The organism is Desulforamulus aeronauticus DSM 10349 (assembly GCF_900142375.1).
Taxonomy (GTDB): domain Bacteria; phylum Bacillota; class Desulfotomaculia; order Desulfotomaculales; family Desulfotomaculaceae; genus Desulfotomaculum; species Desulfotomaculum aeronauticum.
Map to the genome: position 1 here is coordinate 41030 of NZ_FRAR01000018.1, position 20806 is coordinate 61835.

Sequence of the window (20806 nt, forward strand, 5' to 3'; positions counted from 1 at the left end):
GATTGTGACATATCCTTTAGGTTCCCACAAAATTGGTATTTTATTAATTTTTGGCAAAAAAATCACCTTAGTCTGTAAGCCATAGGCTCCCTACAATAGCAAAACAAGGGAGTGGCGCAAAATGCGCCACTCCCTTGCTGATACTTCTTGTTTATGCTTCTTTACTATGTACCCACTCCTGCAACACTGCCAGCACATCCTCTTTTCCCCGTCCGGTTTCCGCCGAAAAAGGGATCAGTCTGTGCTCTGGGGCCAAGGGCAACGTTTTTTTAATAACGGATTGCTGCTTGGCCCATTGGTTGTTGGAGAGTTTGTCAATTTTGGTGGCAACCACCACTGCGGAAATACCGTAATGCACCAGCCATTGGTACATCTGTATATCCTGAGCGGTGGGAGTATGCCGGCAATCCAAGAGAAGGACAACCCCTTTTAAGGGTTCCCTGTTCTTCAAGTAGCCCTCAATCATCTTACCCCACGTATCTTTTACCTCCCCCGGTACCCGGGCAAAGCCGTAGCCCGGTAAGTCCACCAGGAGGAAGGTGTCATTAATAGTAAAAAAGTTGATTAGCTGCGTACGCCCCGGGGTTTTACTGGTACGGGCTAATCCCCTGCGATTCACCAGCTTATTGATAAGAGAGGACTTCCCTACGTTAGAGCGACCCACAAAGGCCACCTCAGGCAAATTCCCCGGGGGATATCCCCCGGGGTTTACTGCACTGGTTACAAATTCGGCGGAGACTATTTTCACGACGGTAACTGGGTTCCTCCTTGCTGAATCTCCTGGTGGTCTACCGGAGTGAAGTGGGGATTATCCAGCATCGCTGCTTTGGGTTCCACCACCGGAGTATCCACTATATCCTTCTCCAGCAGGGCAATCTCCAATACTTCATCTAAGTGTTCTACCAGATTGAAATCCAGATGCTTTTTGATGTTGGCCGGAATATCTTCCAAATCCTTTTTATTATCTCGCGGTAAGATGATCACCTTAATACCCGCTCTATGAGCAGCCATAACCTTTTCCTTAATGCCACCCACCGGCAAAACACGACCCCGCAGAGTAATCTCCCCAGTCATGGCCACATCGTGGCGCACTTTGCGGCAGGTCAAGACTGAAGCCATGGCCGTAGCCATTGTGATACCCGCGGAAGGACCATCTTTGGGAATGGCTCCTTCGGGAATATGAATGTGCATATCCCATTTTTCAAACAGTTCTTGATCGATACCTAAGTCCTGGGCTCGGCTACGTACGTAACTATAGCCTGCCTGAGCAGATTCCTTCATGACATCACCCAGTTTACCGGTAAGAGTCATCCGGCCGGTGCCTTTGTAGGTGGTTACTTCAATTACTAACGTATCGCCACCAACTTCGGTCCAAGCCATACCAGTAACGGTACCCACTTCATCATTTTGCTCAGCTACCCCATAACGGTAACGGGGGATACCCAAGAACTGCTCTAGGTTTTGAGCGGTAATCTTCACCTTTTCCGTTTCCCCTGCCACAATTTTCTTAGCAGTTTTGCGGCAAAGTGCTGCAATTTTGCGTTCCAGGTTCCGCACACCGGATTCCCGGGTATACTCACGGATCACCTTGAGAACAGTGTTGTCAGAAACAGAAATCATTTCTTCAGTCAGGCCATGATCTTTAATTTGCTTGGGCACCAGATGGCGCTTGGCAATCTGCAGCTTCTCTTCTTCAGTATACCCAGAAATTTGAATTACTTCCATCCGATCCAGCAAAGGACGGGGAATGGACCACATATTATTGGCAGTAGTGATAAACATTACATTGGATAAATCAAAGGCAGTCTCAATGTAGTGATCACTAAAGGTGTTGTTTTGTTCAGGGTCTAGAACTTCTAACAAGGCAGAGGACGGATCACCTCGGAAATCACTGGCCATTTTATCGATCTCATCCAGCAGGAAGACCGGGTTCTTAGAGCCGGCCGTACGCATCCCCTGAATCACCCGTCCGGGCATAGCCCCCACATAGGTCCGGCGGTGTCCGCGAATTTCTGCTTCGTCCCGCACGCCCCCCAGTGAAATACGGATAAACTTACGATCCAAAGCTCGGGCAATGGAACGCCCCAAGGAAGTTTTGCCCACCCCCGGAGGTCCCACCAAGCAGAGAATGGGGCCTTTCATCTTCTTGGCTAGCTTGCGGATAGCCAGATACTCAATGATTCTTTCTTTAGGATCTTTTAAGCCATAGTGATCGGCTTCTAAGACCGCTTCTGCACCATTAATATCCAAGCGATCCCGGGTGCTCTTACTCCAAGGCAAAGCCAACATCCAATCTAAGTAGTTGCGCACTACAGCGGCCTCAGCCGCCATTGGCGGCATTTTTTCCAGGCGGTCTACCTCTTTTAGAGACTTCTCTTCTGCCTCCTTTGGTAGTTTAGCCTTGGCAATCTTTTCTCTTAATTCTTCACATTCGGCCACCCGCTCATCCTTTTCACCCAATTCCTTTTGGATGGCCTTCATCTGCTCTCGTAAGTAGTATTCCTTTTGGGTTTTTTCCATTTGCTTGCGAACCCGAATGCTGATTTTACGCTCCAATTCCACAATTTCCAATTCTTTGGCCACAATACCGCAGAGCTTTTCCAGACGTTCCACGATATCTATAGCTTCCAGCATTCTTTGCTTATCCTCAATACGTAGGGTTAGGTGAGAGGCAATAATATCGGCCAAACGACCCGGTTCTTCCAGGTTTACCACAGAAACCACTGTTTCCGGGGGAATACGCTTGGAGAGTTTGACATACTGCTCAAACTGGTAAACCAAGCTACGCATAAAGGCTTCAATTTCGGCGTTTTTCTCGAACTCCTCAGAAAATTGTTCAATCTCCACCTTGAAATAGGGCTCTAAATTCTCGTATTTGTTAATTTTTGCCCTGGCTATGCCTTCTACTAAAACCCGAATAGTACCACCAGGAAGTTTCAAAAGCTGTTTCACTTCTGCTACGGTACCAACCTGATAAATATCCTCCACGGTAGGTTCATCTGTCTGAGCTTCCTTTTGGGTTGCCAGGAAGATCATTCTGTCGTTTACCATTGCTTCTTCAATGGCCTGCACGGACTTCTCCCTGCCTACATCCAGGTGAATCACCATATAAGGAAAAACTAAAATGCCCCTCAGTGGAAGTAGGGGTAGAGTTTTTATTTCGGAATTCACTGGCGCACCTCCTCATATCTACCTATATCATATGTTGATTGACTGGTTAATCAGAATACAGTAATAATATCATAAAAGGTTAAACCACTGCCACAACAATAATTCCCAGGAATAGAAAAAACCCAGCAAGAGCTGGGTTGTTAGAGCTTTAGAGACATCCTTTGGATAAAAACCCTGACAGGAATCTTCATAATTCACATATATTATTTATATTATCAGGATTTGGCAAGTTTTTGAGAATAGAAAAACGTAGCTTTGCCCCTTATAAACCAGGAGTTTTTATACTTTCTGATTTGCCAAAAAGGCTGCAGCCGGTATTTCCAGTGTAGCAGGAACAGTTTCCCATTGAACCTCTTTTTCAGGTTCACGAACCAAAGCCTCTTTAATAACATCGTTTAGCGATTCCACTGGCACCACAGTGATACCTTCCATGCCTTTAAACATTTCCTGATAGTTCTCCTGGGGAATAAAGACTTTCTTTACTCCCGCCTGCCGTGCTGCCTCCACTTTGGTCACCACCCCACCCACGGGTTTAACCAAACCTCGGATAGAGATTTCGCCGGTCATGGCTACAGTGTTATCCACCGCGATACCCTTAATAGCAGAGTAAATGGCGGTAGCAATGGTGACACCTGCCGAGGGGCCATCTACCAGACCACTACCAAGGAAATTAACGTGAATATCATAATCACGGGCATCCACATCCATAACCCGCCGCAGTACCGTAACGACATTTTCTACAGAGCTGCGGGCCATACTTTTGCGACGTACCTTTTTGCTACTGCTGCCAATTTCCTCCTCTTCTACCACCCCAGTGACCGTGATTTTTCCGGCACCTGGGGTAGCAGACATCACCGTGGCTTCCACTTCTGAGAGAATTCCCATATTGGGTCCGTAAACCGCCAAACCATTGACCACTCCCACCTGAGCCTGAGAATTAATCTTGCGTTCCGGTCTGGGGGTATATTGGCCACTGTGAAGGACCCATTCGATGTCCCTGGCGAGAATTTCTTTTCGCCCCTCGGTGAGGGCAATACCACCGGCAATCTGAATAATATTGACGGCCTCGCGACCGTTAGTGGCATAGCGCTTGATCACCCCCAAGGCACTCTCTTCCATCGGAAAACCGATCTTTTGAGCAGCATTGGCAGCAATTTTTTCTATTTCATCCGGTAGTAAAGGGCGGAAATAAATCTCCAGGCAACGAGAACGGATGGCCGGTGGTATTTGATCCGGGGTACGGGTGGTAGCCCCCACCATACGGAAATCTGCCGGTAAACCATTCTGGAAAATATCGTGAATATGGGTGGGAATATTACCATCTTCTGAGCTGTAATAGGAGCTTTCTAGAAAAACCTTACGATCCTCCAATACCTTTAACAGCTTATTCATTTGAATAGGGTGAAGTTCACCAATTTCATCGATAAATAGCATACCACCATGGGCTTTGGTAACAGCACCGGGCTTTGGTTGGGGAATCCCGGCCATGCCCATGGCACCAGCTCCCTGGTAAATGGGGTCATGTACCGAACCAATGAGCGGGTCGGCAATGCCTCTTTCATCAAAGCGTGCAGTGGTAGCATCTAACTCCGTGAACTTAGCCCCCTCCTTAAAGGGAGAGTTCGGTGATTTCTTGGCTTCTTCTAAGACAAGGCGGGCGGCGGCGGTTTTTCCCACCCCAGGTGGCCCATAAACTATAACGTGCTGCGGATTGGGACCGCAGAGAGCAGCACGCAGGGATTTAAGACCTTCCTCCTGGCCAATAATCTCACTAAAATTTTTCGGTCTGGTTTTCTCCGCCAATGGTTCGGTGAGAGAAATAGCTCTCAGTCGCTGCAATTTCTCCATCTCTTTACGGGATTCTTTTTCCACCGCAGTTTTATTTCCCTGCTGGGCCTTAAGCAAATTCCAAAAATACAAACCAATAACCACGGCAAAAAATACTTGTATGAAGGTGAGAAAACCACCCAAGCTGGTCAGTTCCCCCATTTGCAGTACCTCCTTTGTTGGTGCTTGTTTCTTCTATTATTGCTAGTTTTGGAGGTTTTTACACGTAATGGAGGGAAAATGTCTGGACTTAAGCGGCATTTCTTTTGGGGCCTGTCTGGACTTAACACCAAGGAATGTACTCCTCCGGCAAAAAGAAAAAGCACGAAGACTCTTCTCCGTGCTTGGGTATACTCAAAATCCTAAGCTGTCTCTTCCTTTTTCTTCTTATTCTCCATCGTAATCAACAACGGTTCGCCTTTTTTCATGATAGCTTCCTTAGTAATAATCACTTTGGAGATATCCTGACGAGAAGGAATATCGTACATGATGTTTAACATGGCTTCTTCCATAATGGCGCGTAAGCCACGGGCACCGGTTTTGCGCTTGAGGGCTTCTTTGGCCACTTCGCGTAGCGCTTCGGGCTGTATTTCCAGATTGACGCCATCCAGTTCAAACAGTTTTTCATACTGTTTAGACAGGGCATTCTTGGGTTCAGTAAGAATGCGAATGAGCGCTTCTTCATCCAGTGCATCCAAGGTAACAATCACAGGCAGACGGCCAACAAATTCGGGGATAAGACCGAACTTTAAGAGGTCCTCGGGCAGAATATTGGCTAATACTTCACCAATTTTTATTTCTTTTTTGCTTTGAATTTCTGCGCCAAAACCCAGTTGTTTTTTGCCAGTGCGGTTCTGGATTAGTTTTTCGATACCATCAAAGGCACCGCCACAGATAAACAGAACATTGGTGGTATCCAGTTGGATGAACTCCTGGTGGGGGTGCTTACGACCACCCTGGGGTGGTACACTGGCGACAGTACCCTCTAGAATTTTTAAGAGGGCTTGCTGCACACCTTCACCAGAAACATCTCTGGTAATAGAAGGATTTTCGGATTTACGGGCTATTTTATCAATTTCATCAATATAAACAATACCCTTTTCTGCTTTTTCCACATCGTAGTCTGCGGCTTGAATGAGTTTTAGCAGGATATTTTCAACATCTTCCCCTACATATCCTGCCTCTGTTAAAGAGGTGGCATCCGCTATGGCAAAGGGCACGTTTAAGAGGCGAGCCAATGTCTGGGCCAGCAATGTTTTACCGCAACCGGTGGGGCCAAGCATAACAATATTGCTCTTGGATAATTCTACATCATCCACTTTGCCCCCGAGGTTAATACGCTTGTAATGGTTATAGACAGCCACAGCCAACTGACGCTTGGCATTATCCTGGCCAATAACATACTGGTCGAGGATTGCTTTAATTTCTTTTGGCTTTGGTAAATCGCCCATATCCAGACCGAGATCGTCGCTCAATTCCTCTTCGATGATCTCGTTGCATAATTCGATACACTCATCGCAAATATATACACCGGGTCCGGCTACAAGCTTTTTCACTTGATCCTGAAGTTTGCCGCAGAAGGAGCACTTGAGCTGGCCTTTCTCGTTAAACATATCTCCACCTCTTTTATCTTTACTTCCGATACGGCATCACCTCATCGATGAGTCCGTAGTTTTTGGCCTCCTCAGCAGACATAAAGAAATCGCGCTCGGTATCTCTGGTGATCTTATCCAGAGGCTGACGAGTATGGTGAGCTAATCTTTCATTTAACAAGTCTTTCATGCGTAGAATCTCTTTGGCATGAATATCAATGTCTGTGGCTTGACCCTGTACACCACCCAAAGGTTGATGAATCATAATGCGTGACATGGGTAATGCAAAGCGTTTTCCAGGCGATCCTGCAGCCAACAAGAAAGAACCCATACTGGCGGCCTGACCCAAGCAAATTGTTGATACACTAGGCTTTATGTACTGCATGGTGTCATAGATAGCAAGCCCTGCAGTAACTACGCCTCCCGGGGAGTTGATGTAAAGGTGGATATCCTTTTCGGGATCTTCCGCCTCTAGGAACAGGAACTGAGCAATAACCAGGTTGGCAATATAATCATCAATCGGACCGCCAATAAAGATGATCCGGTCCTTTAATAACCTGGAATAAATATCGTATGCCCGCTCGCCCCGGTTTGTTTGTTCAACTACAATTGGTACTAAACCTGACATAAAATTCGCCTCCTTGATCTATTTAATTCTAAATAGAGTGCGGCTTTTTAGAATAGGGCTTACTCTTCCAACATATGCAAATTACTCGGCTTTGGTGTCTTCACTTATTTTGGCATTATCAACCAGGAAGGCAACAACTTTACGGCGGGCCATGTCTTGAATAATATGCCCCAATCCACCCTGTAATTCCAGGTTTTTACGAACAACTTTCGCATCCTGCTTGACATATTCAGCAATCTTTTGAATCTCTTCGTTAACTTCTTCTTCACTGGTAGTAATGCTTTCCGCCTTGGCAATGGCATCAAGAACCAGTTCGCTGCGAACGGTCTTTTCAGCATCGGGTTTCATACGTTCACGCATATCATTCAGGCTGCTGTTGGTATATTGGAAATATTGATCCATATTGACACCTTGTTGAGCTAAGCGTTGTCCAACATTATTTATCATTTCTTCTACTTTATGCTCAATCATGACTTCAGGAATTTCCACAGTAGCATTTGCTACCACGGCATCCACCGTACCATTTTCCACGGCGGAATTGGCTTTGGTTGCTGCAGCTTCCTTTAATTTATTCCGAATGTCGTTTCTTAATTCGTCCAAAGTATCAAATTCACTAACATCCTTGGCAAATTCATCATCCAGAACCGCTAATTCTTTACGCTTAATTTCATTTACTTTCACTTTAAAAGTGGCGGCTTTACCAGACAAATTCTCGGCATGATATTCTTCCGGGAAAGTAACATCAACGTCCTTTTCTTCGCCCACCTTAACGCCGATAAGCTGTTCTTCAAAACCAGGAATAAAGTTGCCGGAACCAATAATAAGGGTATAGTTTTCAGCAGTGCCACCTGCAAAGGCTTCACCGTCTACATAACCTGCAAAATCAATAAGGGTAGTGTCATCTTGCTGCACTTCGCCATCTTCAACAGTTATGAGTTTAGCGTGACGATTTTGCAAACGTTCTAGTTCCTGTTGAACCACTTCATCGGTTACTTCGGTACTAGGACGGGTTACTTCCACTCCTTTATATTCACCTAGAGATACCTCCGGCTTTACCTCAACAGTGGCCTTAAAAATAAGTGGTTTACCGGCTTCACCTTGTACAATATCAATCTTCGGTTGGTCGATAGGATCAATTTCTGTTTCTTTGAGAGCCTGCATATAAGCTTCGGGAACCACCATCTCGGCAGCTTCGCCAAACAGAGTTTCTTTACCAACATAACGCTCGACCATAGCCTTAGGAGCTTTTCCCTTGCGGAAACCAGGGATATTCACCTGTTTTACAACTTTGCGATAGGCTTTGTCTAAAGCCTGCTCCAACATTTCCTGCTCTACCTCAATTTCTAAAAGGACGGTGTTTTTTTCGATCCTTTCTGCTGTTGCCTTCATGATAAAATACTTCCTCCTTAAATCACGTTTTGTTTGTATTTTAGTAATTATTTTACTGAAATTACACCACCCTCTTGCCGGGTTCGGACCTCTCGGAAAATCTCTTTCCTAAATATAATATATTTCATTCTACGAAGGTACCCTAACTCCTGCTACATCCGAATCATTTACAGTCAAAAAGGGCAATTTTTTCCAGCTACCTCGATAATTAAAATACCAGGGCACACCCCTGGTGATCTTAATAAATCATGACAATTATACCATAATGTTTTATCATTGCAAAACCTTTACCAAAGTTATGCTAAAAATTCCAAGCCATATTGCAAACACAAATTAGATAATTGAAACATTACTGAATCTTGTGTTATTATTATGACATCGGAGGTAGTACATTATGATAAAGAAGTGCTTGATCTGTCGAAAAGAAACACCTAAAGTACTGGAATGCACTGTGTGTGGAGAGGATGTTTGCTCCTCCTGCTCCGAACAATGTAGTGTCTGTGGTCAGTGGGCCTGCCATAAACATCTAATTTGTATCTACAAAGGAGTCCATGTGTGTACTGGTTGTTATGCTAATCAATTAACGAATCAAGAGTAAGTCCGGACTGAGTCTGAGCTTTTGCCATCAGCCTTCACTTTGGTTAGCCAATGGCTAACGACAAAAAAACCTGCTTGTACAAGCAGGTTTTTTTAGGTGGTGCGGATGAAGGGACTTGAACCCCCACGGCTGTTAACCACTGGAACCTAAATCCAGCGCGTCTGCCAATTCCGCCACATCCGCATGACATATCGAGATAAATGGTGACCCATCCGCGACTCGAACGCGGGACACCCTGATTAAAAGTCAGGTGCTCTACCAACTGAGCTAATGGGTCACATAATGGCTGGGGCGGCTGGATTTGAACCAACGCATGCCGGAGTCAAAGTCCGGTGCCTTACCGCTTGGCGACGCCCCAGTATATGTAAATTAATGGGGTGGATAATGGGACTCGAACCCACGGCCTCCAGAGCCACAATCTGGCGCTCTAACCAGCTGAGCTATACCCACCACAATACTCGCAACTCGCAGAGTTTATATTACCAAAGTGTTAAGTCGTTGTCAAGCTGTAATTTTTTTAGCAAAAACACTTACATAACCGCGATAGTTACTTATTATAATTACCTTTTCGAGAGGTGTCAATACACTTTTTACACTTTTTAGCTTTATTAGCCATTGGCTATTGGTAAACAGCTCCCTACTAATCCGCTGCGCTTCTTCCAGGGTGGCTGGCACGATCTGGAGGCCCAGACTGAGCACTTTGGCACCGCGCTCTATGCAAAGAGAGATATCGTACCATCTTTATAAGGAAGGAAAATTCCTTTATTTCAATATTGTACAATATTCCTGCTGGTACTAGCGGATTTTTACCCGTTGTCGGCATGATGTTATCCATGACAATTTGCTCACACTGAATGACAGCAGTAAGTTAAAATGTTAAAATAGTACCTAACGGGAGTAGCATAAAGAGACATCTTTTGTTAAGATAAGAGCTACGACAGTTTAGGATAGGAGGTTACTTCGTTGACTGCTGACTTTAAAAATGGTGTAAAAGCGGCCCTGCCGGTGGTATTTGGTTATTTTCCCATTGGTCTGGCCTTTGGTGTATTAGCAGTGCAATCCGGTATGAGCATCATGGAAATTTTTCTTATGTCTCTGCTGGTTTACGCTGGTTCAGCCCAATTTATTGGTGCAGGCATGCTGGCAGCCCAGGCTTCCATCGGTGCCATTGTGCTAACCACTTTTCTGGTGAATTCACGGCACTTATTAATGACAGCTTCCCTAGCCCCCTACATGAAAAACCTTCGTCCTAAACTACTATCCCTACTGGGTTTTTGGGTAACCGATGAAACCTTTGCCATTTCCATCAGCGCAGTAGCTAAGCAGCAACAAGGCAAGGGGTACTTCTTTGGCCTCTTTATCACTTCCCATATCGCCTGGATTTCCAGTACAGTGCTCGGTGCTCTGATGGGTAACTTTATCCCGGAACCACAGGTCTTTGGTTTGGACTTTGCTCTGCCAGCCATGTTTATTGCCCTGTTAATCCTACAGGTAAGACATAAAAAAGCTATAGCCGTAGGTATTGTGGCCGCCGCCCTGTCTATCGGTATCAAACTAAACGTGCCCGGCAGTTGGAATATTATTCTGGCCACTATTATTTCTGCTACGATAGGGGTGTTAATTGATCAATGGATGGAAAAGTCATCGCAGTCATTATCGGCATGATGCTAGTTACCTATATTCCCCGTATGCTCCCACTGGCCGTTTTGTCCCGTATTAATATTTCAAAGGGCGTACTGAACTGGCTTAGTTACGTGCCGGTGGCAGTACTTTCCGCCTTGCTGGCACCGGAGTTGCTATTAAAGGACGGACAGCTCAGTATTAATCTGACGAATACCTATTTATTAGCTGCTATTCCCTGTTTCATAGCCGGCATTTACAGCAAAAGTATTTTTTTAACAGTGGTAACGGGCATGGGTATGGTGGTTTTATTGAACAGATTCATCTAAAAAACGAAGGTAGTGGTGCAAATTATTGCGCCACTACCTTTACATTTGTGCACGCTGGCAGCCTGTCAATTCCAACGCTACCTCTCGCAACTTTCCTGGTTCCTCATTTCATCCCTTTGGTCTCAGGGTTCGCACCCTCATATTGTATTCCTCTAAAGCTTACTACCTGCCACGGGAGAATAGTCTAATTTTAGGGCGTGTTCTACTTTATCGTCAAAGGCCTGGTCGTGGGAGACCAGCAGCAGTTGTTGGAACTTGCACTCCTCCTGTGCCTTACCGATGGCCTCTGCCAGCATAATGCGGCTTTCGGCATCCAAACCATAGGTGGGTTCATCAAAGGCACAAAAGCCTGCTCTGGAGAACTCTTTTACCAGGGCCAGTTGCATAGCCAAGGCAGCCTTCATCTGCTGTCCACCGGATAGGCTGGCAAAACGTTTTTCCCCAGAGACAGTGGTGACAGTGAGTACATAATCCCCGGCTCGCCAGTTAAACTGCGCAGCCTCGGGACTCATGGAATTATAGATGGTCTGAGCCTGGGCCGCCACTCGGGCGGTAAGATTTCTCGCTACCGGCTCCTGAGCATCCTTTAAAATATTTCTAGCCTTCTCCAAAATTTTTTCCTCTGCCTGTAGGCGCACCAGTTCTTGCCACTCTTGATCCCTTTGCTGCTGCAGTTTGGCAGCCAGTTGAACCCGTCGCTGTTGTTCAGCTAGCACCTTAACTGCCTCTGCCAGTTTGCTGTTGGCTTCCCCTAGCTCTCTGCTGGCCTGGGCCACCTCCTGCTGCAGTTCTTTGTGCTGCTCGGGCCGGTAGGCAGCTGCTGCCTGCCGAAAAGTTTCCTCAGCAGTGGCCAATGCCGCTTGGGTTTGCTGGTAGTGATTATGCTGTCGCTGAAAAACCTCTTCGTACTCGGCTAGCTTCTCCGCTATCTTGTGATGCTGCAAATACCGGGTATATCCTGCCAGATGTTGCCCTTTTTGTCGGCCAGCCTCGGCACGTTTAGTATCCAGGTCCCGAAAGGGCTGTAACTGTCCTTCCAGCGTAACCAGCTGAGATTTTATCTCGGTAACGGCCTGTTGCAGGGTCACTGCTTTGGTCTCTGCTTGCCCAGAACTTTCTCGCAATGCTTGGCAATCCCGCTCCAAGCCCTTTAACGCCCGCTCTTCGGCTTCTAACTCTTTCTGGCGGGCCACCCGCAGGGTATTGGTTTGTTGTTCCAAGGCCTGCTGTTCTTTCACTGCCGGCTCCCAAACCCGGTAGCAATCGTAAAGGGACCGAAACAACGTTTTCATTTCCTCTATTGCTGCGCGGCAAACGGCTATCTCGGGTTGCGCGGTAGTTATAAAGCCCTTAAGTCTAGGTAACGTTCCTCCGGTCTGCAATTCCTTGGCTAATTCTTCTGCCGCCACTCGACCAGCAGCATCCTCCAATTGTTGATAATTACGGTAGATGCTCTGCATCACCTGAGAGGCTTTAGCCAATCTTTTCAGATATTCCTTTTCCGCAGCCTGGTACTTAGTAAATCTTTCTTTAGCCATATTAAGTTGCCGCTGTTTCTCTTGATGTTCCGCAGTAACTTCTATCAGTTTTTTATGTAAACACTCTAAATCCTGCTGAGCTTTGTTCGGATTAAACTGTTGGCATTGGCTACCCAGCAATGGACACTGGCCGGTACTGAGTCGTGCCAGTTGTTGCTCCAGAATCACCTTATCTTGTTTGGTTCGCTCTAAGCGGCCCCGGCAATCCTGCTCCTGTCCTTCGGCCTGCGCTAGAGTCCCTTTGGCCTGCTCCAATTGCTCCGGCAAAGTGGTATCCACCTGCTGTAGATTTTGCTCCAGTTCAGCCAACTGTTCGACTGCCTGCTTGCCCAAAGCTTTCATGCCATTCAACCATTCCACTACCCGCACCAACTGGGACTTAAGTTGTTCCGACCTCTCCTTTAGCCGCTGATAAGCTCCTTCTCCCGCTGCTAATTCCAAACTCTGCTGGTTTAGCACCGTGCGTCGGTGGTCCAACTCCTGTTGTTTCAAGCTTGCCTGCTCAAAGTCCCTGGCGGCTTCCTGCTGCTTGGCAACAAAATCTCTAGCCAAGCCAGTCTCTTCCTTTTGCAGATCAGTAAACTGTTTAGCCAATTCATCCCTTGTGACCCGCTGCATTTCAAGAGCCTGAATCTGCTGCTCTAATTGCAGATACGCTTCGTAGGCAGCTTTGGTTTCCTGCAGCACCGACGCAGCCTGTTTTGCCTCTGCCACTTGGGTTGCAGCAAGATCCACTGCAGCTTTAGCCTGCTCCACATTTCCTTTAGCCTCACCCACCTGTAACGTAGCTATTTGAAAGGTATTCATTAACTCATCATATCGCTTACGTTCTTCCGTGAGCCGGTTCAATCGCTTTTGACACTGTTCCACCAGTAGCTGCAGCGTAGCCTGTTGACGTAGTCCCTCCTCCATTCGCTCCGGCGCATCCTGCAGTTGAGCTAATTGTCCTTCCAGACCACTGATAACAGTACGCTGGTGATTCGCCTCCACTCTAATCTCATCGCAAGGTGCCTTTAGGGAATCAAAACATTGGCGAAAGATATCTACATCCAGCAAGGGATCGAAATGACCTTTAGCCTCCCTTGGTTTCATATCAAAGGGTAAGGTAAAGCGTCCCTGTTTCACACCTAACAGACTATGATACACTTCGGCCAACCGTTCCGGTCGTTCCACTCCCACTAGACGAGCCAGAAATTCCCGAACCTCCTGCTCCCCTTCAGCTTCGATAAAATCCTCGTCGTCCCGTACCACCTTCCAGCGGCGTCCGCCATTGCCCAGATCCCGCTCCACCCGGTAGAGGCCATCCTGATGCACTAGCCAAACATCAATTTCACCAGCCTTGCTGCCATTTCTTAGGAAATAGGTGTGAATAGCCATTTGGGCATTTCCCCGCACTGGCTCCGCATCAAACACCGCGTAACCAATGGCTTCAATGATCGTACTCTTGCCAGCTCCGTTTTTACCGGCAATTTGGTTGATTCCCTGTTCCAAGGGTACCAGCACCCCCTGGCCGGTATCCCCCTCACCATAACTTTTAATATTTTTCAGCCTAATTTTTTGTACCCACATTAGGCCTCACCATCCTTTGCCGCTGCCACCGACCGAATCGGAAGTTTGTTCATTTCCTCCGCCACCAGCCTGTCCACCAGGTCACTGCCGGTTAAACGTTCTCTAATCTCCTGGGCCGAGGCATGGTGGCGCACATCTTCTTTGAACAGGTAGAACAGACGTGCCAAAGACTCCACCTGCTCCTCCAATCCCGGCAAGGGTTTATCGGCCACCAATCCGTGAATAGCCAACAGTTCCAAGTCTTCTCGGGAAGTGGCTTCTACCGAGGCTAACTCGCTGTCGGTGGCATTCGTTGCTAACTTTAGCCCGGCAGAATTCACCTCCACCGCCTTTACCGGCACCTGCTGCACCAAACATTCTGCCAGGGCGGCGGTATCCAGTCGGATACGCCCCAGGTTTACCGAACCGGTTAGTTCCAAGCGTATGGCAGCTTCCGGCCCAACACCCAATTCTTTAAGCTTTACAGTGATTTCTTCGGAGATTAGTTCCATGGCCCGTTTGGTCCGGTTACTGTGAGGGGTACAGTCATAATGTAACGTTAGCACCTGCCGTTTGGGCACCGCTAAAATTTCTGCTCGCTGCAGGGGGTTGTCCGCTTGAGGATCGATTTCCACCACAGCCAGTCCCCTAGGCTTACTGTCATACCGGCTCTCCTCCAGCCGAATATGCTCCGGAGAGCCAGGATTAATGGCCCAACCCTCGTAAATCATGGGCTTATGAATGTGACCCAGGGCCAGGTAATCCACACTTTCCTTTAAGAACTCCAAGCTTTCTTTGGCAAAACCTCCACCTTCCTGCACCATATAGTCCGGCCCGGCATGCAGCAGCATAACCACCGCCCCCGGTGAGGATTCCTGCTGCCAAGCGGCCATCTGCTCTGCAATGAGTTTGGCCCGTTTGATGGTTCCCGCCCCCAGATAACCCGCTCCCACCAGGCGAATGCCTTTGAAGTCGATGTAGGAACCCGCTCTTGTCTGCGGATCCCAGGGGGTGATGACCGGCCCTGCCGCATTAAAGGGGATGGATAATAGATGTAAAAGACCAATGTCGTTTAAATACCGCACCCAGGTGGGGCTATCACCGGAAATAGTAGCTCGATCGTGATTTCCCTCAATGGCAAATACGGGAACACCAGCCTGCTGCAAAGGCTTTAAACATTCCGTAGCCTGGTGCAGACAAGGAGGTTGGATGTTCGGCGAATCAAAAATATCCCCGGCAATAAGCAAAGCATCGGCCTGCTGCTCCAGGGTGTAAGTAACGATATATTGAAAGGCAGCCTTCAGGTCGCTATCCGGCAAATTGCCACCCAAACGCTGCCGCCCCAAATGAAGATCCGAGCAGTGAATAAATTTTACAGACATAGAAGCACTCCTTTTTGGGTGTCTGCCATTGGTCATTCGCCTTTGGCTATCTTTTATTATACCGAAGGGCTCTGGTTAATGCCAGCTGATAGGGTTCATTGGCCTATCAAAGTATAAACCTTCCCGACATGCATAAGGCAAACTAAGCTTCCGCCTGCGTCAAAGACTTGGGCAAGCCAAGTTTTTCTAGCACTTTCAGAAAATATAAAATTTCTATTGACGAAAGTATAAGAAAAACTAAGGCTTCCACCTGCGTCAAGGACTTGGCGCAAGCCAAGTTTTTCTAATAAATATTGACTGTGGAAAGGGGTAATACTACCACAAAAAGCGGAGGTGACTCCCTTGTTGAAGGCTATTGGTCTAGCAAATTTAGAGGAACTAGAACGGAATGTCTTACTATTTGTCCGGGAACAAGCCTCACCGAATGGTATGCTAATTTATCCTTTGTGGGAAATGGGGAAGACTTTGGGGTATTCGGAATTGGAAATTCAAAAGGCCCTGCGTAACTTGGAGAACATGCAGCTGGTGGATTACCGTGAGGGTGATAATCCCGATGATCCGAACATGATTCTTTATAAAGATGAATGGTTGGAGATGTTTACTCAGCAACATTCCTCCAGCTAAAAGAGTACTTTGAGTTCCTAACCGCTAAAAAAGCCCCCTACCCCATAGCACTAGCAATGCTCTGGGTAGGGGGTTTTTTCTGCATTGATACAGATTGCTCCTAATCTCTGCACGATTTTCTAATAGTACTTGTATTTAAGTTTCCGGAGAAAAGGCGAGAGCATAAGCACTCTCGCCAAGTTTCCCTATTACGCCTTTTCTGGTCCTGCTGATTCTTTGTCCCGGAACAAGGTGGGGATCAAAAGAATGCCGGAAAGACCCACTAAACTGTAGATAATTCTACTGAGTATTGAGGATACACGAGTGGCCTCCCCGCCCAGTAGAGCAGCTACTAAGTCCCAACTGAACAAACCAATCAGTAGCCAGTTTAGGGCCCCTACGATTACCAGTACCATAGCGATCCTGGAAACCATTTCCATGGTAAGATTCACTCCTTATATAAATATTATAATTACAAGAAGTATTCTACCCAGATTTTCCAGTATCTAAACATTAGTTATTCAAATAACTCTTCAACCAGCTTACTGTTATCAATGGAGCGAACACTAACCTTGGCAAAGGTAACATCCACTTCGTCTCCTTCTTTTACTTCCGGGGGCAAAAACTGTCGCGGCACATTCCACATCACCTTGCCGGGAGCCTCTAAAACTGCCCAATTTTCTTCAAAACGGTCTATTACTGCTCTCACTTGGCAGCCCTCCTAAATCCCGCAGCCTTAGCCTCTGCTTCTGTTTTAAACCAAGCCTCGGGTTGTGTTCTTTCATAATTTTGCATACCGGGTAAGTGATAAATCTTCTCCCCAGCTTTATTAATGTTGCCCTTGATGAGCCCCTGGTTGTTCGCATCTACAAAGATTTGCTCCTCTGTTTGGGTAGAGGGCGCCTTAGCAGGAGCTTTCTGTTCAGTCTGTACCTCGATTTCCTTCCCATCGGAGTTCATTACGATTGTTCCCACCTGAGAGGTAAGATAAACCTTCACTTTATGGGCAGCTAGCCTTTGCATAATCTCCTGATGGGGATGCCCATAATCATTTTCCTTTGCTACTGAAATCACCGCTAATTCCGGAGCCACCGCCTTGAGAAAAGCTTCAGAAGTGGAGGAATGACTGCCATGATGGCCTACCTTCAAGACATCGGCCTTTAGGTTGTAGCCCTGTTTGAGCATTTCCTTCTCGGATAATTCCTCTGCGTCCCCAGGTAGGAGGAAGGATGTTTCCCCATAGGTTACTTTACAGACAATGCTGTAATTATTAAGCTCTTTGTATTTTTCACTGTTAGGAGCAATAATTTCTACCGTAGCACCACCCAAAGCAAATTCCTGCCCGCCGGCAGCAGCAGTAGCTTTTAAATGTTTGTCCTTTAACGCCAGCAGTACATCTTGATAGGTTTTGGTATTATGATTTACCTTGGGCAGATAAACCTTTTTCACATCATACTGCTTAATGACGGTATCCAATCCACCAATATGATCTTCGTGGGGATGCGTGCCCATGACCACATCCAATTTTTGAATACCCTGCTGCTTTAGATAATCCACCACCATTTGGCCATCACCATTTTTGCCTGCATCTATCAATAAATTTGCCTGCTGGCTTTGCACTAGGATGGCATCGGCTTGGCCAACATTAATGAAATGAACCCTCAGCTTATCCCCCTGTAAAGCCGGTTCGGAGGAGGGGGCCGTGACTCGTTCGCCTTGCGCCGCACAGCCAGTTAAAAGCAGTAGTAACATTACTGCAAACACGATGAAACGTTTCATGCTTGATACCCCTTTGCAAATAATCTATACTTAAAATAAACTGTGACACTTTTGTAACATTTATATGTCTGGTTTGTCAATTTTTATGGTTATGCTATAAGAAAAAAGGGGTTGACGATATGAATAAACAAATGATTCGGTTAGCTCTAGTTCTAATGGCTGCTGTAGCCCTGGTTGTACCCACAGCCTTTGCCACAGACGATGCCAGCAGCAAAACCTGGTTCGAGCAAAGGCTTACTCAAAAGAAAGCCTCTGTGGATGAGGCTGTAAAGAATGGCCGCATTACAGCTGAGCAGGGTGAAACCTGGAAGCAGCACTTTGAGCAAATGCAGCAGTTCCACGCCCAGAACGGTTACCTCTGCCCCGGTAACGGCAACGGTAACTGCGGTATGGGTAAAGGTATAGGGAACGGCAATGGTATGGGCGGACGCTGGGGTAGCGGTTCTGGCATACAAAACCCTCAAGTGCAAAGCCAATAATTAGGATTTAAAGAAGAATAAGCGGCCCTGACCGCTTATTCTTCTTTAAAAAATCTCTCTATTCCTTTACCAATAGCCTGGGCCACCTGATCTTGATATGTAGGGTCCTGAAGTTTTTTTCGATCCTCTGCATGACATAACCAGCCTGTTTCTACAATCACCACCGGTATTTCTAAGTTTTCAAAGAGATAAAACTTACCCTGTCGGGGCTTTTTCATCTTCATATCCGTTAAATCATTCATTTCCTCCTGTATCAGCCTAGCCAGGCGACTACTCTCCGAATCGGCCGGATCGTAATAAACATCCGGTCCACGTAGCTTCTCAACACCAGAATTAACATGGATGCTGATAAAAAGATCTCCTTTATATTGATGGGCAATTTGTATTCTCTGGTCTAAATCCTGCCTCTCTGTAGCTTTGGAATAAATCCCCTGATTGGTAAAATCCATATCCCGCTCCCTGGTTAACCGAACTTGAAAGGGCTCTACATAGGTAAGCAGCCGCTTGGCAATGGCCAAATTAATATCCTTCTCCATCACCTCTCCCTGACAAGCCCCCGGATCGCTTCCTCCATGCCCTGGATCAATGATCACCATCGGCTGAGGTAGTGGTTTTTTGGAGGGTGTCCCCCTAGCTTTGGACGTTTCTGCTGAACCCTGGGAAAAACAAGCCAGCGGAATAATAACCAGTATGACCATGCCCAGACACAGCCAATAGCTTTTGTGGTGGTTATTGTTATGTTTATAAGGTCCCTTTATATACATAATGTTAATTCCTTTACGTTAATCTGTAAGAACCTTCTTAGTGTTGCATTTTGCACTGCGAGAAATACACCCGCATGAAAAAAGCACTGCAAAAAGGCAGTGCTTCCTAGAGAAATATTTAGTTTTTAAAGGAAAATTATCAGCAGGATAATGGCAACGATCAGTAAGAAGATAAAGAAGGCACAGCAAATGGGTATCCAGAAACCGCCTGGGAAGCAGGATTCTACGTGAGCCATATTATCAACCCCTTTTTTACTACAATCTATGAAGGGTTGACTCGACTTGTGAATGTTAGATAGATTTTCTTTTATCTTATAAAAATCCAGTTACTGAAGCCTTTTCTGCGTTTATGGCCGTCAATCACCGGAATAATGATAATGGCCGCCAGGAACGCTACACCTGCAATCTCTCTGATAGCTTCTAACATAAGATTCGCCTCCGTCCCTATCGGGGAAATATTGCTTATCTTTATCATACTCCTGTCGGCCCGGAAGGTAAATACCTTGCACCATTGTTTACAATCTATTTACTTATGTTTGCTCCATTTTTCTCAATATTTTATTATGCTAAATTATTCCTCGTAAACCAGTAGAAATCAGTCACCCTCTGCCTTAGAGGGAATCCTCTTTATTTTTCTCAATATACGTAGGCTTCCACAAAATATGCTGAAGTTCAGCCCTTTGTTACAAAAGTATTTTAATAAAAGGAAATCACCAGTGAAAAATCACTGGTGATAACTAGCCTAGTGAATAGGCCTGTGCTTTTCTTTGTGAAAAAACCTGAATTTCTTGGTACCCTACTTTCTGAGCCAAGCGGAGAGCTTGGTCAAAATCCGCCCCCACATCCTCTGGGCAATGGGCGTCGGAGCTAAAAACAATCGGTACGCCTTGTTGCCAACAAGCCTCCAGCAGCAGGGGGTGGGGGTACATTTCTTCCACGGGTTTTCGTAATCCGGCAGTACTAATCTCAATACAAGTACCGCATTGAGCCAAAGTCTTAGCCACTCGTTCATATTGCTCCAACAGGAATTCCTGGTTTTCGGGAATGTATTTGAAAATCTTGGCCAAATCCAAATGGCCTGCAATATCGAACAATTTACTCTCAGCCAAAGCAACGATGCGGTCAAAATAGGCTCGCCAGGACTCCACTACATCCCGCTTATCCCATTCCTGCTTCATTTCTGAGAGATCAACTCCCCACTGATTGATCCAATGCACCGAACCAATAACATAATCAAAGGGATAGCGGCTGAGAAACTCTGCAATTTCCTTTTCCTTGCCGGGAAAGTAGTCCATCTCGATACCAAACTTGACTCCCAGACCTTCTTCCCGAGCCTGCCGTATCATTGTAAAATATTCATCCACCCGTTCGGTTTGCCGGGGTCTTACCCACTCATTATAAAAAATAGGACGGGTTTCTAAAAAACGGTAGGCATGTTCGGAGATGCCCCAGTCGCCAATCCCTATAGCCTCAGCCTGTTGGGCAAATTCCCGGAGCCAGGCCACCGTGTATGGACCTCGCTCCACATGAATATGATAATCAGTCAGCATACGTCCTCC

Annotated in this window: 18 protein-coding genes and 4 tRNA genes; 5 read left to right on the forward strand and 17 right to left on the reverse strand. The window is 46.5% G+C overall.

Annotated elements, in window-relative coordinates; genetic code table 11:
- Nucleotides 1-151: 151 nt before the first annotated feature.
- From yihA to tig, 6 genes are all read right to left on the reverse strand, one after another.
- The gene (yihA, locus tag BUA78_RS11970) at nt 152-748 is read right to left on the reverse strand and encodes a ribosome biogenesis GTP-binding protein YihA/YsxC (RefSeq protein ID WP_072914791.1); all 597 of its coding nucleotides are present in this window, start codon (nt 746-748) and stop codon (nt 152-154) included.
- Nucleotides 745-3171: an endopeptidase La gene (gene lon / locus BUA78_RS11975; protein WP_072914792.1), complete on the reverse strand. Its 2427-nt coding sequence runs from the start codon at nt 3169-3171 to the stop codon at nt 745-747. Before lon ends, yihA begins: the two co-directional genes overlap by 4 nt.
- A gap of 279 nt (nt 3172-3450) precedes the next feature.
- Complete coding sequence (gene lonB, locus BUA78_RS11980; protein WP_072914794.1) at nt 3451-5160, reverse strand: ATP-dependent protease LonB; 1710 nt, start codon at nt 5158-5160, stop codon at nt 3451-3453.
- 200 nt (nt 5161-5360) lie between these two features.
- Entirely contained in the window at nt 5361-6611 is a 1251-nt protein-coding gene (gene clpX, locus BUA78_RS11985) for an ATP-dependent Clp protease ATP-binding subunit ClpX (protein WP_072914796.1), read from the reverse strand.
- Nucleotides 6612-6630: 19 nt separating this feature from the next.
- Entirely contained in the window at nt 6631-7218 is a 588-nt protein-coding gene (gene clpP, locus BUA78_RS11990; RefSeq protein WP_072914799.1) for an ATP-dependent Clp endopeptidase proteolytic subunit ClpP, read from the reverse strand.
- A gap of 81 nt (nt 7219-7299) precedes the next feature.
- Nucleotides 7300-8607, reverse strand: coding sequence for a trigger factor (gene tig, locus BUA78_RS11995; RefSeq protein ID WP_072914800.1), 1308 nt, complete (start codon nt 8605-8607; stop codon nt 7300-7302).
- Between the two features lie 394 nt (nt 8608-9001).
- On the opposite strand from tig, the gene BUA78_RS19915 reads away from it, so the two are divergent.
- Nucleotides 9002-9205 (forward strand): hypothetical protein, encoded by a 204-nt coding sequence (locus BUA78_RS19915; RefSeq protein WP_139257358.1) that lies wholly within the window; start codon nt 9002-9004, stop codon nt 9203-9205.
- A gap of 97 nt (nt 9206-9302) precedes the next feature.
- Here the strand turns inward: BUA78_RS19915 and BUA78_RS12000 are convergent.
- The 4 genes from BUA78_RS12000 to BUA78_RS12015 form a co-directional block, all read right to left on the reverse strand.
- Nucleotides 9303-9388: transfer RNA gene (locus tag BUA78_RS12000), tRNA-Leu, on the reverse strand.
- An 18-nt stretch (nt 9389-9406) separates the two neighbouring features.
- Nucleotides 9407-9482 (reverse strand) — tRNA-Lys (locus BUA78_RS12005).
- Nucleotides 9483-9488: 6 nt separating this feature from the next.
- Nucleotides 9489-9563 (reverse strand) — tRNA-Gln (locus BUA78_RS12010).
- A gap of 15 nt (nt 9564-9578) precedes the next feature.
- A tRNA-His gene (locus BUA78_RS12015) sits at nt 9579-9655 on the reverse strand.
- Between the two features lie 513 nt (nt 9656-10168).
- On the opposite strand from BUA78_RS12015, the gene BUA78_RS12025 reads away from it, so the two are divergent.
- On the forward strand, nt 10169-10870 hold the full coding sequence (locus BUA78_RS12025) for an AzlC family ABC transporter permease (protein ID WP_072914805.1): 702 nt from the start codon (nt 10169-10171) through the stop codon (nt 10868-10870).
- Complete coding sequence (locus BUA78_RS12030) at nt 10834-11154, forward strand: AzlD domain-containing protein (RefSeq protein ID WP_072914808.1); 321 nt, start codon at nt 10834-10836, stop codon at nt 11152-11154. Before BUA78_RS12025 ends, BUA78_RS12030 begins: the two co-directional genes overlap by 37 nt.
- Nucleotides 11155-11306: 152 nt before the next feature.
- Here the strand turns inward: BUA78_RS12030 and BUA78_RS12035 are convergent, their stop codons facing one another.
- Nucleotides 11307-14261, reverse strand: a complete 2955-nt coding sequence (locus BUA78_RS12035) for an AAA family ATPase (RefSeq protein ID WP_072914811.1) — start codon at nt 14259-14261, stop codon at nt 11307-11309.
- Nucleotides 14261-15622 carry a metallophosphoesterase family protein gene (locus tag BUA78_RS12040; RefSeq protein ID WP_072914814.1) on the reverse strand — a complete coding sequence of 454 codons (1362 nt, stop codon included), beginning with the start codon at nt 15620-15622 and terminating at the stop codon, nt 14261-14263. Before BUA78_RS12040 ends, BUA78_RS12035 begins: the two co-directional genes overlap by 1 nt.
- A gap of 333 nt (nt 15623-15955) precedes the next feature.
- On the opposite strand from BUA78_RS12040, the gene BUA78_RS12045 reads away from it, so the two are divergent.
- A complete protein-coding gene (locus tag BUA78_RS12045) occupies nt 15956-16246 on the forward strand; it encodes a MarR family transcriptional regulator (RefSeq protein WP_238456814.1) in 291 nt (96 codons plus the stop codon).
- 188 nt (nt 16247-16434) lie between these two features.
- Here the strand turns inward: BUA78_RS12045 and BUA78_RS12050 are convergent, their stop codons facing one another.
- The 3 genes from BUA78_RS12050 to BUA78_RS12060 form a co-directional block, all read right to left on the reverse strand.
- Nucleotides 16435-16665, reverse strand: coding sequence for a DUF378 domain-containing protein (locus BUA78_RS12050; RefSeq protein WP_072914819.1), 231 nt, complete (start codon nt 16663-16665; stop codon nt 16435-16437).
- 77 nt (nt 16666-16742) lie between these two features.
- A complete protein-coding gene (locus BUA78_RS12055) occupies nt 16743-16934 on the reverse strand; it encodes a DUF3006 domain-containing protein (RefSeq protein WP_072914822.1) in 192 nt (63 codons plus the stop codon).
- A complete protein-coding gene (locus BUA78_RS12060; protein WP_072914824.1) occupies nt 16931-18004 on the reverse strand; it encodes a ComEC/Rec2 family competence protein in 1074 nt (357 codons plus the stop codon). The genes BUA78_RS12055 and BUA78_RS12060 overlap by 4 nt, the downstream gene beginning before the upstream one ends.
- A gap of 119 nt (nt 18005-18123) precedes the next feature.
- On the opposite strand from BUA78_RS12060, the gene BUA78_RS12065 reads away from it, so the two are divergent.
- Nucleotides 18124-18483 (forward strand): DUF2680 domain-containing protein, encoded by a 360-nt coding sequence (locus BUA78_RS12065; RefSeq protein WP_072914826.1) that lies wholly within the window; start codon nt 18124-18126, stop codon nt 18481-18483.
- Nucleotides 18484-18518: 35 nt separating this feature from the next.
- Here BUA78_RS12065 and BUA78_RS12070 read toward each other — a convergent pair whose 3' ends face one another.
- Together BUA78_RS12070 and BUA78_RS12075 are read right to left on the reverse strand one after the other, a co-directional pair.
- Nucleotides 18519-19247, reverse strand: coding sequence for an N-acetylmuramoyl-L-alanine amidase family protein (locus BUA78_RS12070; protein ID WP_072914830.1), 729 nt, complete (start codon nt 19245-19247; stop codon nt 18519-18521).
- Between the two features lie 737 nt (nt 19248-19984).
- Entirely contained in the window at nt 19985-20797 is an 813-nt protein-coding gene (locus BUA78_RS12075; protein ID WP_072914832.1) for a histidinol-phosphatase, read from the reverse strand.
- Nucleotides 20798-20806 lie beyond the last annotated feature (9 nt).